A 15833-nucleotide genomic window follows, 5' to 3' on the forward strand; every position below is an offset into this window, starting at 1 on the left:
GCGAGCTACAGTTCGACGCGCTCACCGCGCTCGCCCGACTCGTAGATCGCCTCGATGATTCGCATGTCGGTCAGCCCGTGTTCACCGTCCCCCTCCGGCTGTTCCGTCGTGAGGACGCGGTCGGCGAAGTAATCGAACTCCTCGCGCATCTGATCGACCTGCTCGAACTCGATATCGGCGGTCGTCTCGCCTCTGGAGACGGTCACCTGCCGGGGCTCGCTCGGGAAGAAGGCGGGGTCGATCCGGGCGCGACCCTCGGTGCCGATCACCTCGATGTGACTGGACTGGGCCGCGGCCTGACTGGCCGTGCAGGTTGCGAACACACCCTCGGGGAATTCGAGGGTGAACGCGGCCCGCTCGTCCGGCACGTCGTCGAAAGCCGCTCCCGAGGAGTCCATCGAGGCCCGGACGGCGACCGGATCGCCCTCCAGCAGGAAGCGGGCGGTGTTCAGCGGGTAGAGGCCGATATCGGTGACCGAGGCTCCCGGGCCCGCGAGTTCGGGGTCCAGCCGCCACTGGTCGGGGTTCGGGATCATCTCGAGGAGGGGCTGGGACATGTGCCCGTGGACAGCGACGGGGTCGCCGAGTAGCCCTTCCCGGAGCAGGTCCCGGACCCGTCGCACGGCGGGCTCGGTGTGCATGCGGTAGGCGACCATGAGGGTGATCCCGGCCTCGTCGGTGGCCGCGACCATCCGTTCGGCCCGCTCGACGTTCGCTTCCATCGGCTTCTCACAGAGAACGGCCTTCCCGAACTCGGCGGCCGACGCGACGTATTCGAGGTGGGTCGCGTTGGGCGTGGCGACGTAGACGGCGTCGTAGGCGTCGGTCGCTGCCCCGTCGTGGAACTGCTCGGCCGAGAGTCCGTGTTCGATCCCTGCGTCGGCGGCGACCTCGCGGGCCTTTTCGCGGGTGCGGCTGACCGCGACGGTCGTCTCACACAGGGCCGAATCGGCGATGGCGGGGATCGCCTCCTCGCGCGTCCACCAGCCCAGTCCCACCACGGCCACGCGGAGCGGCCCCGCGTCGTCGCCCGAGACCCGCCAGTCCCGCTCTGTGAACTCGTCGAGAACGGTGGTGAGGTCCATACCCACCGTTCGCTCCCCACGCGAAAAGGCACCGGGGTCGACCCCCTGACACGTCGCCGTGAGGGGCCGGCGTCGATCCGGCGTGCGGTTATCAGCGCTGATTCCCTCGTGCGTACACTTAACTTGGCGTGACGGGTTTGGGAACACATGCCATTCGGCATCCCTGTACTCACAGGGTTGCTCGTCCTCTCTGGCGCGCTCTCGACGGCGGTCGCGGCGTTCCTCTGGAACGAGCGCCCGAGGTCGGGAGCGACGCCGCTGATCTTCGTCGAGATCAGTCTGGCGCTGTGGGCGTTCGGACAAGCGCTGGTCGTCGCCGGCGAGCAGGTATCCCTGACCGCCGGTGCCGCGACGACGCTGTTCGCGATGTCGTTCATCGGCCCGGCGCTGTTTCTGTTCGCACGCCAGTACACGGGCCACACGGCCGGCGTCTCGAGGCGACTCGTCGCGGGACTGGCGATCGTCCCGCTCGCCGTCTTCGCCGTCGGCGTCCTGAGCGTCGTCGGGGCTGTCGGACTCGGCCCCGTCCGTCTCGGCCACGCCGGCCAGTCGACGCTGGCGGCCGAATACGGCCCGGTCTTCTGGGGTGTCGTCGCGTACTCGTACGCGCTGCTCTTTCTCGGCGACTACTACCTGTTCGGGAAGTTCGTCGGCTCCCGGAACGTCTACCGGAAGCGGACCTTCTTCTTTCTGACCTACAGCCTCCTGCTGACGGGGTGTCACGCGCTGAGTACCGCAGGTCTGAGCCCGACGCCGCACTACACGCTCGCCCCGCTGGCGAATCTGGTCTTCGGCTCGTTCTCGCTGCTGGTGTTCGTCGGCTACCGATCCTACGAGTTCCTCCCGCTCCGGCCGATCCTCGAACTGGTCGGGTCACAGTCAAAGAGCCTCGCGCCGGTCGCCCGGACCGCCATGATCGAGGAGATGGGCGGCGGGATGCTCGTGACCGACCACCGCAACCGCGTCGTCGACATCAACCCGATGGGCCGGAAGATCGTGGGCGACCCCGACGCACGCGTCGTCGGTCGCCAGCTCGAGGCGGTCCTCCCGCCCGAGATATTCGTCGACGAGGACGATACGCGCCTCCTCGATCCCCACGTGGCGGGCGAGTTCACTGGCGTCTGGGTCCGGACGCCGTCGGGTGCGAAGCGCTGTTTCGACGTGACGATCACCGAACTCGACGGCGAGGGGACGACCGGCCGCGTCTCGTTGATCCACGACGTGACCGAGCGCGAGCGCCGAAAACAGGCCCTCGAAGAACGGACCGCCGAACTCAGACGACAGAACGAACAGCTGGAGGACTTCGCGGGCATCGTCTCCCACGACCTCCGGAACCCGCTGAACGTCGCCGACGGAGCCATCGAGTTGGCCCGCCGGAACGAACAGTTCGACTACCTCGACCGCGCGGAGAACGCCCACGACCGCATGGAGACGATCATCGAGGACGTGCTGACGCTGGCCCGCCAGGGCCAGACCGTCGACGAGACCGAGTCGGTCTCCCTCCACTCCGTCGCCGCCGAGGCCTGGGCGAACGTCGACACCCGCGACGCCACCCTGGAGCGTCGTGACGACGTGACCTTCGAGGCCGACCGTACCCGACTGCTCCGACTGTTCGAGAACCTCTTCCGGAACGCTGTCGAACACGGTTCGACGAGCCCTCCTTCGCAGGCTCAGGAGGACGCTGTCGAACACGGCGGCGACTCGGTGACGGTGACGGTCGGTACTGTGGGCGAGGAGTCGACGACGGACGAGCCGCTGCGGTCGGGCCCGCGCGGCTTCTACGTCGCCGACGACGGCTCCGGTATCCCCGAGGACGAGCGCGAGGTCGTGCTGGAGCAGGGCTACTCCACCAGCGAGGAGGGGACCGGACTCGGCCTCTCGATCGTCAACACCGCCGCCGACGCTCACGGCTGGGAGATCGCCGTGACCGAGAGCGAGGACGGTGGCGCGAAGTTCGAGATCACGGGGCTGGCCGGCACCGAACCGTCGCTGGAGAGCGAACCGGAGCCCTGACCGATACTGCCGGCCGGACGTCTGTCACATCCCGAGCGACGCGAACAATAACCGCTCACAGTAGTTTGGGAACACGCCGTCCGTCGGTATCACTCCATGTGCCGCACGACGGTGTGGCGACACCGTTCGTGGGGCACGAGATCGTCGGCTCGCTCGGGCGTCCCCGACGGGTGCTCGCTGGCCGCTTCGCGGATGATCGACCGCAGTTCGTCGAGGTCGACCGGCCCCCGGTCGTCGATTTCGGACCGCACGTCCGCACAGACCTGCGAGTCGTCCTGTCCGACGGAGTCGACCCAGCGGAACCGCACGTCGCCGCCGGCCTGGTCGGTGAACGTCCGGACGCGGGCCAGGTTCCGGATCGACGCCACTTCCGTGTCGACGATGGTCCGGGCGCGTTCCTCGTCCATGTCGAGTTCCCGGGCGACACGGTCGGCGATCATCGACCGGGCGTACCCCTCCTCGCGGCCCAACTCGGCAGCGAGAATCTCTGCGACCTGCCGGGCGTCCTCCCCGGAGAGGCCGTAGTGTTCCAGGATCGACCCGGCGCGGCGCTCCACGTCGACCGCGAGTTCGAGCTCTCCGTCGTCGCCGTCGTCGGTCGCGTCCCCCTCGCCGCCGAGCAACCCGCTGACCCAGCTACGCAAACCCATGTGACTGGATATCTCCCTCTCCGATATAAAGTTCGGCTACATTTCGGTCGGAGAACTCCCGACGACGGCCCCGCCCGCCGCCGTCCCATCAGTCCGCGACCAGCGCGTCTTCCAGCAGTTCCAGCGGATGGCGGATCTCGTAGCCCGTGCCGTGTTCCATCTGCATCGCGCAGGTCGGACACTCCGTCATCCCCGTCTCGCCGTCGGCGTCGGCCATCTCCGCGAACATCTCCTCGCCGATCGCCATGGATGTGTCGTACTTCTCGGCCTTCCAGCCGTAGGTGCCCGAGATGCCCGAACAGGAGTCGCCCACGTCCTCGACCCCCACGCCGTCCAGATCGCGGAACAGCTCGACGGCCTGCCGGTCCAGCCCCTGATTCCGGGCGTGACACGGCGCGTGGTAGGCCAGTTCCTCGCCCTCGCCACCGACCTCCGCCTCGTCGAGCGCCCCTCGCAGGTCCTCGTGGATGCGCAGGTACTCCAGGGCCTCGTAGGTGTGAGCCGCCACGTCGGCGGTGCCCTCGAAGGTAAATAGCTCGGGGTACTCCTGTCGGAGCGACATCGAGCAGGAGGTACAGGAGCAGATCACGTCGTAGCCCTCGTCGATCAGGTCCGAGAAATTGCTGACGTTGGTCTCGGCGTCCCGGCGGGCGTCGTCGAGCATGCCGTTGGCGAACATCGGCGTGCCCGAACAGCCCTGCTCGGGGACGGCGACCTCGTAGCCGAAGTGCTCGAACACCCGGACCATGGCCTTCGCCACCTCGGGCGTGTTGTAGTTGGCGTAACAGCCGTGGAAGTACGCGACGCGTTTGTCTTCACTCTGCACGTCCGCCCCGCCACGATCGGCTCGCGCCTCCCGCGCTCGCTTCTTCGAGGTGGCTGCGCCACCTCGCTCTTCCCACCACTCCCTGAACGTCTCCGTGGCGAACTCGGGGAACTCCCGTTCGGCCGTGAGTCCGAACAGTTTCTCGCCGAGTTTGCGCAGCGGGCCGTTGTTCGCGAGGGCGTTGGTCAGCCGCGGGACCTTGCTCCCGAGCCACGCGCCCTTGCGATAGTTCGCCAGGACGCGGTTGCGCCAGTACTCGACGGAGAACTTGCTCATCTGTCCGTCGACGTACTCGGCGCGAGCCTCGTTGTGCATCTGGCTGAGGGGCACGTCGGCCGGACAGGCGTCGTCACAGCGCATGCAGTTCGAGCAGTCCATGATCGAGGGGTCGATCTCGCTGTCTTCCTTGCGCTTGAGTCGCCACTGCTCGGGCCCCTGGAACTTCGGCCCGGGGAACTCGTCGTCGACCTCGGCGACGGGGCAGTTCGTATCGCAGGTCGAGCACTTATAACAGGAGTCCGCCCCGCTCCGGAGGTCGAGGTCGCCCTCGGGGAAGACCTCGACGGGCTCGAAGTCTTCGTTCGCGTCGCCTCGCTCGCCGTCCGGTACGCCTCGGTCGTCGGGGGAGTCTGCGTCGCTCACGTGTTCTCACCTGCCAGCCTGCCGGCGTGGGAGCCCGTCGCCAGCGAGACGCCGCTGCCGGACTTCTCCGCCGCAAAGTCGTAGTTGCCCAGCACGGCACCCGCCGCCCGGAGGTTGTCGAACTCGATCTTTCCATGTGCATCCCGGGGTCGCAGCTCCCGGTCGGGATCGACGCCGAACCGTGCGAACCGGTGGTCGCCGAACGCGTCGTCCGCGAACCAGTCGTAACGGTCCGATGGATGGGCGACGTGGCAGTCGAAGATCGGCTCTTCGACGCCCGATCGGTCCGACTCGATCCCCTTCCCGACCAGTCCGCCGGTCGCCAGCACGAACTGCTCGGCCCCGTAGGGAACCGTCGAACCGGTGCGGTCGACGAGGACGGTCTCGACGCCGTTGCCCCTCGACTTCGACTCGTAGCCGACCACTGGGTTCCCGGTCTCGATGCGGACGCCGGCCTCGTCCAGCGCGTCGTAGAGCCGGTCTTCCAGCCGAAGGCCGGGGAGGCTCGGCGGCCCCATCGGGATCTCGAACACGGCCGCGCCGAGGTGTGATTCGAGATCGGCTCGAACCTCCTCCGGGTGGTCGTCGCCGAGGACGGCCGGGAACCCCACGCGATCTTCGCCGTCCATGTGGGTCGTGACCCGCTCTGTGACTTCCCGGCGGACGCCGCGCCCCGCATCGACCCCCTCGTCCCGGTCGAGCAGTTGTGCGAACCGGGTCACCTTCGGGTCCGCGCTGGAGAGTTCTGGAAACTCGACGGCCGCGCCGCGGGCCGTGAAGGGCACGCCCGTCGCGTTCAGCCGGGCGGCCGACAGCGACGCGTCGAACCCGGCCAGCCGCTCGAACCCCACCAGCAGGGCGTCCCGCTCGTCGCTCGCGAGCCCCGCGGACACGCTCGCGGGATACCGCGCCGTGGGTTTGACCCGCCCGCCCTGCGTCGGGATCAGCGCGTTCCGTTCGGTGTGGTTGCCTTCGTAGGTATTACCCACAATCTCGTCGAACAGTGCCAGTCCCGCCTCGACCGCGTCTCGGCCGACCCGCTCGTAGGGGTGACCCTCGGGGAGGTCGGACAGCGCCGCGAAGGGGTCGGCCAGCGGCCCCTCGCCGTCGGGGGTGTAACCCAGTACGTCGATCAGGCCGCTGGCGTGGCGTAGCGTCGGCTGTTTGGACGAAACGAGGCGCACGTCTGCGCCGGTCCGGGCCGCGGAGATCGCGGCGGTCGCCCCGGCCAGTCCGCCGCCGATCACCAGCACGTCCTGCTCAATCGCCACCAGGAGCACCTCCGTCGAAGGCCTCGAAGTCGACGGTGCGGTCGTCGGCCTCCGTCCGACTCCCGGCGGCACTCCGCGCCGCCCGATCCCGGTTCATCGTTGCCGCGTGCAGTGCGTAGGTCAACATTGCCTGTGAGAGCTGTTCGCCCCACAGCGCGTGGCGCTGGCCCTTCCAGCGCTCCTGGTACAGTTCGTCCAGCGCCGCGGTGGCCTGCTCGGGGTCGTACTCGGGATGGAGTTCGTCTGCCATCGCGTGGGCACAGAAGCCGCCCTGACAGTTGCCCATCGACGCGCGCGTCCGGATGCGGACCGCGTTGAGGTCCGTCCCCGACTGGCCGATGGCGTCCCGAAGTTCCGCACGGGTGACGCCCTCGCAGGAACAGACCACGGGATTGGGCTCGTCGGTGTCGAGCACGTCGGACGCGCGGTCGCCGAGCCGCTGTTTGCTCCGACGAGCGACTGGCGAACTGAGCCCGAACGCGTCCATCGCGTCGTCGAGGACGCGCTCGTCGCGACTTCCCGGCAGGGGCACCTCGGCGGTCCGGCAGGTCGCCGAGACACCCAGTCGATCACAGACGTGATCGCTGACGTCCTCGGCCATCATCCGGTAGGTGGTGAACTTCCCGCCGACGATGGTGGTGAGTCCGGGCAGGCCGTCCCGGTCGGCGTGGTCGAGCAGGAAGAAATCGCGGGTGATATCCTCGGAGTCCGCAGTTCCCGAGCCCGGCGGTTCGTACAGCGGCCGCACCCCCCAGTAGGATCTGATGGTTCGGGCCTCCTGCAGAACGGGGAGGAGTTTCGACAGTTCCTCGATCACGAGGTCGACCTCCCACTGTTCTTCGGGGTAGTCCTCGGGGTCCTCGACCTCTTCGTCGGTCGTCCCGAGGATGCAGGTGGTCTCGTGGGGCACGACGATGTCGGCGTTGCCCTTCGGCTTGCACCGATTTATGACGGTGTCGACCTGCCGGACGTTCATCACCGTCATCACGCCTTTCGAGGGGCGAACGTCCACGTCGACGCCGGCCATCTCGCCGATTCCGCCCGCCCAGGCACCCGTCGCGTTGATCACGTGGTCGGCCTCGATCCGCTCGGTCGCGCCGGGGCTGCGGTGGCTCCGCGTCCCCGGTCCGCTCCCGTGTTCGATCTCCGCCCCGACGACCTCGCCGGACTCGACGAGCAGGTCGGTCACTTCGGCGTGGGTCTCGATCCGCGCACCGTGGTTCTCGGCGCTCGCGGCGTTGGCCACGCAGAGTCTGAAGGGGTCGACTGCCCCGTCGGGCACCGCGATGGCCTTGTCCACGTCCTCGGCGAGGTAGGGTTCGCGCTGGCGGGCCTCCCGCCCGGAGAGGACTTCGGCGGGGATGCCACACGCCTCACATCCCTGGAGTTTCCGCTCGAAGTACGCCTCGCTGTCTTCGGGACGCTTGACGAACAGGCCACCGGTCTCCTCGACGCAGTGGCTCGCGATGTCTTCGAGGACGCGGGTCTCGGCGATGCACTCCCGGGCGCTGTCCCGGTCGGAGACGGCGTAGCGCGCGCCGCTGTGGAGCAGGCCGTGCATCCGGCCGGTCGTCCCGTGAGTCAGGTTCCCCTGCTCGACGAGCGTCACGTCGAGTCCGCGCATCGCCAGGTCCCGCGCGATGCCACAGCCCGTCGACCCGCCGCCGATCACCAGCACCGTCGGTGCGTCCGGCATCTATCGCGGGATAGGGCCCCGGACACAAATGTGCACCGTCGGCGGCGCGGCCGAGGCGTACCTTCAAGGCGAGGGTGGCTGTACATGGCGGCGAGCGACCATGGGAGACACCTACGTCGGGGCGATCGACCAGGGGACGACCGGGACCCGGTTCATGGTCTTCGATCACGGGGGGCAGGTCGTCGGGAGCGCTTACGAGACGCACGAACAGATCTACCCCGAACCCGGCTGGGTCGAACACGACCCCGTCGAGATCTGGGAGAACGTGCAGTCCGTGATCGACCGGGCGCTCGACGACGCGACCATCGACGCGTCGCAACTGGCGGCGCTCGGCATCACGAACCAGCGCGAGACGACCGTCCTCTGGGACGCCGAGACCGGCGACCCCGTCTACAACGCCATCGTCTGGCAGGACCGGCGGACCACCGACCGCGTCGAGGAACTGGCGGCCGACGGCACGGCCGAGTGGATTCGCGAGAAGACGGGCCTGCAACCCGACCCCTACTTCTCGGCGACGAAGGTCGAGTGGCTGCTGGAAAACGCCGATCCGATCAAGATGGAGCGCACCCGGCCCGAGGACGTGCGCGACCGCGCCGAGGCCGGCGAGCTGTGTTTCGGCACCGTCGATAGCTGGCTGATCTACAACCTGACCGGGACCCACGTCACCGACGTGACCAACGCCTCGCGGACCATGCTGTACAACATCCACGACCTCGCGTGGGACGACGACCTGCTCGCGGAGTTCTCCGTCCCCGCCGCCGTCCTGCCGGAGGTCCGTCCCTCCTCGGACGAGGACTGCTACGGCCACACCGACCCCGACGGCTTCCTCGACGCCGAGATTCCGGTCGCGGGCGCGCTCGGCGACCAGCAGGCCGCCCTCTTCGGCCAGACCTGCTTCGACGCGGGCGACGCCAAGAACACCTACGGCACCGGCTCCTTCTTCCTGCTCAACACCGGCACCGAGGCGGTCGAGAGCGATCACGGCCTGCTGACGACCGTCGGCTTCCAGCGCTCGGGCGAACCCGTCCAGTACGCGCTGGAGGGGTCGATCTTCGTCACCGGGGCGGCCATCGAGTGGCTCGAAGACGTGGACCTCATCGACAGCCCCGCCGAGACCGCGGAACTCGCCCGTTCGGTCGAGGGGACCGACGGCGTCTACGTCGTCCCCGCGTTCACCGGCCTCGGCGCGCCACACTGGGACGGCCGCGCCCGCGGGACCATCGTCGGCATGACCCGGGGCACACGCCGCGAACACATCGTCCGCGCGACCCTGGAGGCCATCGCCTACCAGACCCGGGACGTGGCCGAGGCGATGGAAGCCGACGCCGGCGTCGCGGTGGAGAGTCTGAAAGTCGACGGCGGTGCGGTCAAGAACAACTTCCTCTGTCAGCTCCAGTCCGACATCGTCGGGGTCGACATCGTCCGCCCGGAGGTCGACGAGACGACGGCCCTCGGCGCGGCCTACGCCGCCGGCCTCGCGGTCGGCTACTGGGACTCACTCGACGAACTCCGGGCCAACTGGCACGTCGACGCCCGGTTCACGCCGGAGATGGATCCGGACGACGCCGACGCGAAGTTCGACCGCTGGCACGACGCCGTCGACCGGTCGATGGACTGGGCCCGCGACGACGCGGACTGACGGGACGACCGATCAGTTACCGCCGGATTCGCCCCCGATCACCAGTGCCGCCTGCGCCGACACTGCCGCAGGGGCTCATCTGCGAATTCGCCCCCGATCACCAGTGCCACCTGCGCCGGCACTGCCGCAGGGGCTCATCTGCGAATTCGCCCCCGATCACCAGTGCCGCCGGTCATCGCACTCGCGACAGCCCCTTTCACCACGATGTCGTCCCCGTACTCGGTCAGCCGGATCTCCGGCACGTTCGAGACCACCAGGTCGGGCAGGCGCTCGCGGACGGGATCAAGCACCAGTTCGGGGTTGTTCAGCGCGACCGCACCACCCACGGAAATCGTGATCGGGGCGTAGGCGTGGACGATGGTCGCGATCCCGTGGCTGTTCCAGTGAGCCAGCCGATCCAGCACCCGGTCGGCCAGCGGATCCTCCTCCGCTGCCTCGAACACCGCCGCCGCGTCGAAATCCGGCTCATCGAGCGACAGCTCGGTCGCCACGTCCCCGCGCTCGTGGAGGATCCGGGCGTATTCGGGGATGTTCTCGCCGGAGCAGAACGCTTCCCAGTGACCGGTGCCGCCACAGCCACAGGTCACTGGCCCCTCCGAGTCCAGCGCGACGTGGCCGATTTCGCCGGCGTTGCCGTCCCAGCCCGACAGCAGATGGCCGTCGACGCAGACCCCGGCCCCGATCCCCGAGGAGATGGTCAGGTAGACCATGTCGTCGGGTGCGCAGTCGGCGTAGAACCGCTCGGCGAGGACGCCGGCGTTGGCGTCGTTGTGGAGGTAGACTGCCTCGCTGTCGACGAGGTTCTCCACCGGGCCGACTAGCGGGATGCGGTCCGCGCCCTCGACGTTCACGGGGTTCTCGACGGCTCCGGCGGCCGTATCGAGCGGGCCGATGGAGCCGATCCCGACGGCGTTGAGCCGCGTGGTCGTCGTGCCCGCGGCCTCGCAGGCCGACCGCAGCGAGTCGAGGACGGCCTCCGTGACGGCGATGCCACCCTCGTTCTGGGGCGTCGGCCGCCGATCGCGGCCGAGGATCCGCCCCTCCACGTCCGTCACGACGGCCCGGAGGTTCGTCGCCCCGAGGTCGACTCCCGCGTACATTCTCGCCTGAACCGTGGCCCGGCGCGCACTTAAGACCGTTCGCTCGCCGCGCTCCCCATCCCATCCCGCAACTACGACGCAGTCACGGCGTCACTCCGATCGGTCCGTGATCCGGTCGGCGTAGACCACACCGCGCTCGCCGTCGAGCGTCACGTCGGTCCCGGCGGCCACGTCGCCGAGATCCGCGTCCGCGATGGTCGGGACGCCCAGCTCGCGGGCGACGATGGCGGCGTAGCCAGTGACACCCTCGTGGGCAGTGACGATGCCGCCGATGGCCGAGAGGTCGCCCTCGAACTCGCCGTCGAAGTCGTCCGGGACGGCGAGGATCGCTCCCTCGGGCATTCCGGCGAGGTCGCCGTCCTCGACGTGGTAGACGGGCCCCGACATCACGCCGTCGACGACCGGGCGGCCCGAGACGAGCGTCTCGGCAGCGACGTGGACCTTGAGCGTGTTGGCGGTGTCCAGTCCCTCGAGTTCGGTCATCATCCCCGCGAGGACGACCACCGTCTCCCCTGGTTCGACCACACCTGCGTCGATGGCCGACTGCACTGCGGTCTGGATCACCGCGTTCGCCCCGTCCTCGGTGTAGCTGGCGAACTCGGGGCGAATCCCCCACGACAGCGAGAGCTGGCGGCGAACGCGCTCGCTCGGCGTGGCGGCGACGATGGGCACGTCCGGGCGGTACTTGGCGGCCTTCCGGGCGGTGTAGCCCGACTCGGAGGCCGCGACGATGGCGCTGGCTCCTACGTCACGTGCCAGGAAGCGCGCGGACCGGGCCAGCGCGTCGGTCCGGCTCTCGCCCGCGGGCGGCACGCGCTGCTCGCGGGACTCGTCGTACTCCCCGCTGCCCTCCACGTCCCGGATGATCCGGTCCATCGTTTCGACCACGGTGGCGGGGTGGTCACCGATGGCGGTCTCGCCCGAGAGCATCACGGCGTCGGTCCCGTCGAGTACGGCGTTGGCCACGTCCGAGGCCTCCGCGCGGGTCGGCCGGCGCTCGTGGACCATCGAGTCGAGCATCTCCGTCGCGGTGATGACCGGGACGCCCGCGCGGTGACACCGGCGGATGACTCGCTTCTGGATGAGCGGGACCTCCTCCATCGGGCACTCGACGCCGAGGTCGCCCCGGGCGACCATCACGCCCGCGGCCTCGTCGGCGATGGCGTCGATGTTCGCGACCGCGTCGGCACGCTCGATCTTGGCGACCACCGGAATATCACCGCCCGCGTCGTCGATGGCTTCGGCCACCTCGTAGACGTCTTCGCCGCTCCGGACGAAACTGGCCGCGACGAACTCCACGTCCTGCTCGACGGCGACTTCGATGTCCCGCCGGTCCTGCTCGGTGACCACGGGGAGTCCGAGGTCGACGCCGGGGACGTTGACGCCCTTGTTCCCGGCGAGGTCGCCGCCGTCCTCGACGCGTGCGACGACAACTTCTCCGTCGCTCTCCTCGACGACCGTCTCGATACGTCCGTCGTCGAGCAGGACGCGGTCGCCGGGCTGGGCGGCCGCGATCGAATCCGAGAGGCCGATCTCCTCGGGGGTGGCGGTCTCGCCGACCGAAAACCGGACGGTCGAGCCGGTCTCGACGTGGACCGGTTCGTCGGTGGAGGCCGTCCGGATCTCCGGGCCTGCGAGGTCGTACATGACCGGCACGGGTGCGCCGAGGTCGCCGCTCACGTCGCGGATGCGGTCGATCACTTCGCGGCGGTCCTCGGGGGTGCCGTGGCTGGCGTTCAGCCGCGCCACGTCCATCCCCGCCTCGACCAACTCGCGCAGTCGCTCTCGCGAGTCCGAGGCCGGGCCGATCGTGCAGACGATCTTCGCGTTGCGCATGGGTTCGATGTGGTCGCTGCCCACGGGTTCTCGTCCGCGGTTCTCACCGCAGGGGGATAGATTCTGCGGGGGACGGTCGTTTCTCACGGGTCGCTCACAGGACGATCGTCTTCGTCGTCGTGAACGCGTCGATGGTGTAGCCGATCCCCTCGCGGCCGATGCCCGAGTCCTTGACGCCACCGAAGGGGATGTCCCCGAGACCGTGTGAGGGGGTGCCGTTGATCCGGACCGCGCCGGCCTCGATCCGATCGGCCAGCCGCATGGCGCGGTCGTGGTCGGACGTGAACACCGCCGCGTCCAGCCCGAGATCGCCCGCGTTCGCGATGTCGAGGGCCTCCCGTTCGTCCGCGAACGTCGTCACCACCGCAACGGGGCCGAACTGCTCTTCCTCGATCAGGCGGGCGTCGTGGGGTACGTCGGCCAGCAACGTCGGCTCGAAGAACTGCCCGTCTCTGTCGCCGTCCCCAGAACTCGGGGAGTTCTGGTGTGCTCGCAGATCCTCCGGGCCGGAGGATCTGCGACCCCCGCGGACCAGTTCTGCACCTCTCTCCACCGCGTCGTCGACCAGTTCCTCCACGTGGTCGGCCTGCTGTTCGGTGATGAGCGGGCCGAACGTCGTCTCCTCGTCGAAGAGATCGCCCGCGATCCAGGTGTCCATCTCGGCGTCGAGGCGGTCGACCACCTCGTCGTGGACGGACTCGTGCGCGAGCACCCGGGAGACCGCCGAGCAGCGCTGGCCGGCGTACTTGAAGGAGCCGCGCGCACACTGGCCGACCGCGTCGTCGAGGTCGGCGTCGGGAAAGATCAGAGCCGGCGCGTTCCCGCCCAGTTCCATGTGGAGCGTGACCATGCCGCTCTCGTCGGCGACGTGGTTTCCGGCCGCCGACGAGCCGGTCATGGCGATCGCGTCGATCCGGTCGTCGCCGGCGAGTGCGTCGCCGATCTCGCTGGCCCGGCCGGGGACGTAGTTGAACGCGCCCCGTGGCAGGTCGACGGCGTCGACCGCCTCGGCCAGCAGCGCCGCGCTCACCGGCGTCTGGGTGGCGGGTTTGAGGATGACTGGGTTGCCCGCGGCCAGCGCCGGCGCGACCTGCAGTGCCGTCGTCGACAGGGGGTAGTTGTACGGCGTGAGACAGAGGACGGTCCCGACGGGTTGGGGCTTGACGATGGCCTCCCAGCCCTCGTGGCCCGTGGTCGTCCCTTCGAGGTACTCGCCCTGCAGGTCGTGGACCTCCTCGACCGCGCGCCGGAACCGCTCGATTGCCGCCTCGACCTCGCCCCGCGCGCTCGTGATCGGCTTGCCCGCCTCGCGGACGATCACGGTCGCGAGTTCCTCCCGGCGGGCCGCCAGTTCGTCCGCGATCCGGTCGAGCCACTCGGCGCGCTCGACCAGCGTCGTCTCCCGCATGGGCCGCTCGGCGCTCCCCGCTATCGCGGCCGCTTCCCTCGCTTCGCCCGGCCCCGCCGCCCGGACGTGGGCGAACACCCCGCCCTCGGCGAGGTCGCGGACGTCGAGCGTTTCGCCGTCGCTCTCCCCCTCCCGGAGCACGTGATCCGTCGGCGCGTATCGTGTCGTGGCCATGTCGGGGTCCCTAGCCGACCCCCGCGTAAAGGGTTCACTCGCGGCCGGGTGTCGGGGTCCGTTCCGGTTGGTTGCGCGCGGGCCGGTCGGCGCTCGCTCTCAGCGCTCGATCCCCTCGGTCCCGCCCTCGATCGTGTGCTCGACGGCCTCGGGCGTGACCACTGCCGCGTCGCCGGGAATCGTCCGCTTCAGCGCCGCCGTCGCCGCGCCGTAGGTCAGCGCCTCTGGGACGGACCCACTCTGGAGTCGGCTCGCCAGAAACCCGCCGACGAAGGCGTCGCCGGTGCCGACCGGGTGGGCGTCACCGGCGGAGATTGCCGGTTGTTCGTGGGTCTCGCCGTCGTGAACCGCGACCGCACCCTCGTCGCCGCGGGTCACTACGACCGTCTCGAAGTCCCGGTCGGCGGCGAGACGTTCGGCCGTCTCCGTCGGCGATCCCGCAAGCCCCAGCACCGTCTCGGCGTCCCGGTCGGCGACGACGAACACGTCGACCAGGTCGAGCAGATCGGTGATCGTCTCCCGCGCCCGGTCGGGCTCCCAGAGCTTCGAGCGGTAGTTCAGGTCGAAGACGGTCGTCGTGTCGGCCTCGCGGGCGATTTCCAGCAGGTCGGCGGTGGTCGTCGCGAGCGTCTCCGAGAGCGCGGGCGTGATCCCGGTCGTGTGGAAAGCATCCGCACGCTCGATCCGGTCGGTCGGGAGTTCCGCGGCCGTCGCGGTCCGGACGGCCGCGCCCTCGCGGTCGTAGATCACCGTCCGGCCGCGGGGCTGGTCGGCGCTCTCCAGGTAGTAGGTCCCCTGCCGGCCCTCCTCGGACAGGACGACCGCGGGCTCGACGCCGTGCTGGCGGAGCGCGGAGCGGACGCGGCGGCCGGGAGGTGAGTCCGGGAGTTTCGAGAGCCACGTCGACGCGACGCCGAGCCGCTGGGCCGCGACGGCGACGTTGCTCTCGGCACCGGCGGCGTGGACCTCGAAGGTCCGGGCCGTCTCGACCGGTTCGTCGCCGGGCGGTGACAGACGCAACATCGTCTCTCCGAACGTGGCGAGTTCCGGCATGGACACACCGTCGTCCGCCGCGAGCAAAAAGGTGCGAGACGAGCGCGAGTGACTGGCCGGTCCACCGTCGACTCCCGCGGGGCACCTTACCGCCGGTCCGTGACCATGACCGCACTGTCGGACTGGACCCAGGCGCTGTGATTCTCCCGGTCGTAGATGATGACGCCCTCGGCGGCGTCCAGTTCTACGAACTGGCCGGCGGCTACTGGCGCGTCCCGTTCGGCGTCCGCGTCGTCGACTGGTGCTCGTGCCATCGTGACCACCTCTGTGTGAACGTAGACGGCACTCACTGTTAAATGTTACCACACCTCACGGTAAACCGGTGGCCCACGGGTAACCGTGAGGTTTCAACTGCCGATACTGTCGGGTGCGATGAGTGGTCGGGAATGGCCAGGGGCCGTCGACAGTTAGGCGGGGGCTCGTACTCGCTCGCCGGCGAT

12 protein-coding genes are annotated in these 15833 nt (G+C 69.3%); 2 read left to right on the top strand and 10 right to left on the bottom strand.

Annotated elements, in window-relative coordinates:
* Positions 1–5: 5 nt before the first annotated feature.
* Positions 6–1085 (bottom strand): D-xylose 1-dehydrogenase Gfo6, encoded by a 1080-nt coding sequence (gene gfo6 / locus BV210_RS12335; RefSeq protein WP_077206932.1) that lies wholly within the window; start codon positions 1083–1085, stop codon positions 6–8.
* Between the two features lie 147 nt (positions 1086–1232).
* On the opposite strand from gfo6, the gene BV210_RS12340 reads away from it, so the two are divergent.
* On the top strand, positions 1233–3098 hold the full coding sequence (locus tag BV210_RS12340) for a histidine kinase N-terminal 7TM domain-containing protein (RefSeq protein ID WP_077206933.1): 1866 nt from the start codon (positions 1233–1235) through the stop codon (positions 3096–3098).
* A gap of 89 nt (positions 3099–3187) precedes the next feature.
* Here the strand turns inward: BV210_RS12340 and BV210_RS12345 are convergent, their stop codons facing one another.
* The 4 genes from BV210_RS12345 to glpA form a co-directional block, all read right to left on the bottom strand.
* A complete protein-coding gene (locus tag BV210_RS12345) occupies positions 3188–3748 on the bottom strand; it encodes a hypothetical protein (protein WP_077206934.1) in 561 nt (186 codons plus the stop codon).
* Between the two features lie 88 nt (positions 3749–3836).
* Complete coding sequence (locus BV210_RS12350; RefSeq protein ID WP_077206935.1) at positions 3837–5216, bottom strand: anaerobic glycerol-3-phosphate dehydrogenase subunit C; 1380 nt, start codon at positions 5214–5216, stop codon at positions 3837–3839.
* Positions 5213–6487: a glycerol-3-phosphate dehydrogenase subunit GlpB gene (glpB, locus tag BV210_RS12355; protein ID WP_077208053.1), complete on the bottom strand. Its 1275-nt coding sequence runs from the start codon at positions 6485–6487 to the stop codon at positions 5213–5215. Before glpB ends, BV210_RS12350 begins: the two co-directional genes overlap by 4 nt.
* Positions 6477–8183, bottom strand: a complete 1707-nt coding sequence (gene glpA, locus BV210_RS12360) for an anaerobic glycerol-3-phosphate dehydrogenase subunit GlpA (RefSeq protein ID WP_077206936.1) — start codon at positions 8181–8183, stop codon at positions 6477–6479. Before glpA ends, glpB begins: the two co-directional genes overlap by 11 nt.
* A 100-nt stretch (positions 8184–8283) precedes the next feature.
* Between glpA and glpK the strand changes: the two genes are divergently transcribed.
* Positions 8284–9822: a glycerol kinase GlpK gene (gene glpK, locus BV210_RS12365; protein ID WP_077208054.1), complete on the top strand. Its 1539-nt coding sequence runs from the start codon at positions 8284–8286 to the stop codon at positions 9820–9822.
* Between the two features lie 134 nt (positions 9823–9956).
* Here the strand turns inward: glpK and BV210_RS12370 are convergent, their stop codons facing one another.
* The 5 genes from BV210_RS12370 to BV210_RS12390 all read right to left on the bottom strand — a co-directional run bounded on the left by BV210_RS12370 (position 9957) and on the right by BV210_RS12390 (position 15647).
* Positions 9957–10922: an ROK family protein gene (locus BV210_RS12370; protein WP_077206937.1), complete on the bottom strand. Its 966-nt coding sequence runs from the start codon at positions 10920–10922 to the stop codon at positions 9957–9959.
* A gap of 90 nt (positions 10923–11012) precedes the next feature.
* Positions 11013–12758 carry a pyruvate kinase gene (gene pyk, locus BV210_RS12375; RefSeq protein WP_077208055.1) on the bottom strand — a complete coding sequence of 582 codons (1746 nt, stop codon included), beginning with the start codon at positions 12756–12758 and terminating at the stop codon, positions 11013–11015.
* A gap of 94 nt (positions 12759–12852) precedes the next feature.
* Complete coding sequence (locus tag BV210_RS12380; protein ID WP_077206938.1) at positions 12853–14340, bottom strand: aldehyde dehydrogenase; 1488 nt, start codon at positions 14338–14340, stop codon at positions 12853–12855.
* Between the two features lie 99 nt (positions 14341–14439).
* On the bottom strand, positions 14440–15393 hold the full coding sequence (kdgK1, locus tag BV210_RS12385; RefSeq protein ID WP_077206939.1) for a bifunctional 2-dehydro-3-deoxygluconokinase/2-dehydro-3-deoxygalactonokinase: 954 nt from the start codon (positions 15391–15393) through the stop codon (positions 14440–14442).
* Positions 15394–15479: 86 nt separating this feature from the next.
* Positions 15480–15647 carry a hypothetical protein gene (locus BV210_RS12390; RefSeq protein WP_157526005.1) on the bottom strand — a complete coding sequence of 56 codons (168 nt, stop codon included), beginning with the start codon at positions 15645–15647 and terminating at the stop codon, positions 15480–15482.
* Positions 15648–15833 lie beyond the last annotated feature (186 nt).

It is taken from the genome of Halorientalis sp. IM1011 (assembly GCF_001989615.1).
GTDB lineage: Archaea > Halobacteriota > Halobacteria > Halobacteriales > Haloarculaceae > Halorientalis.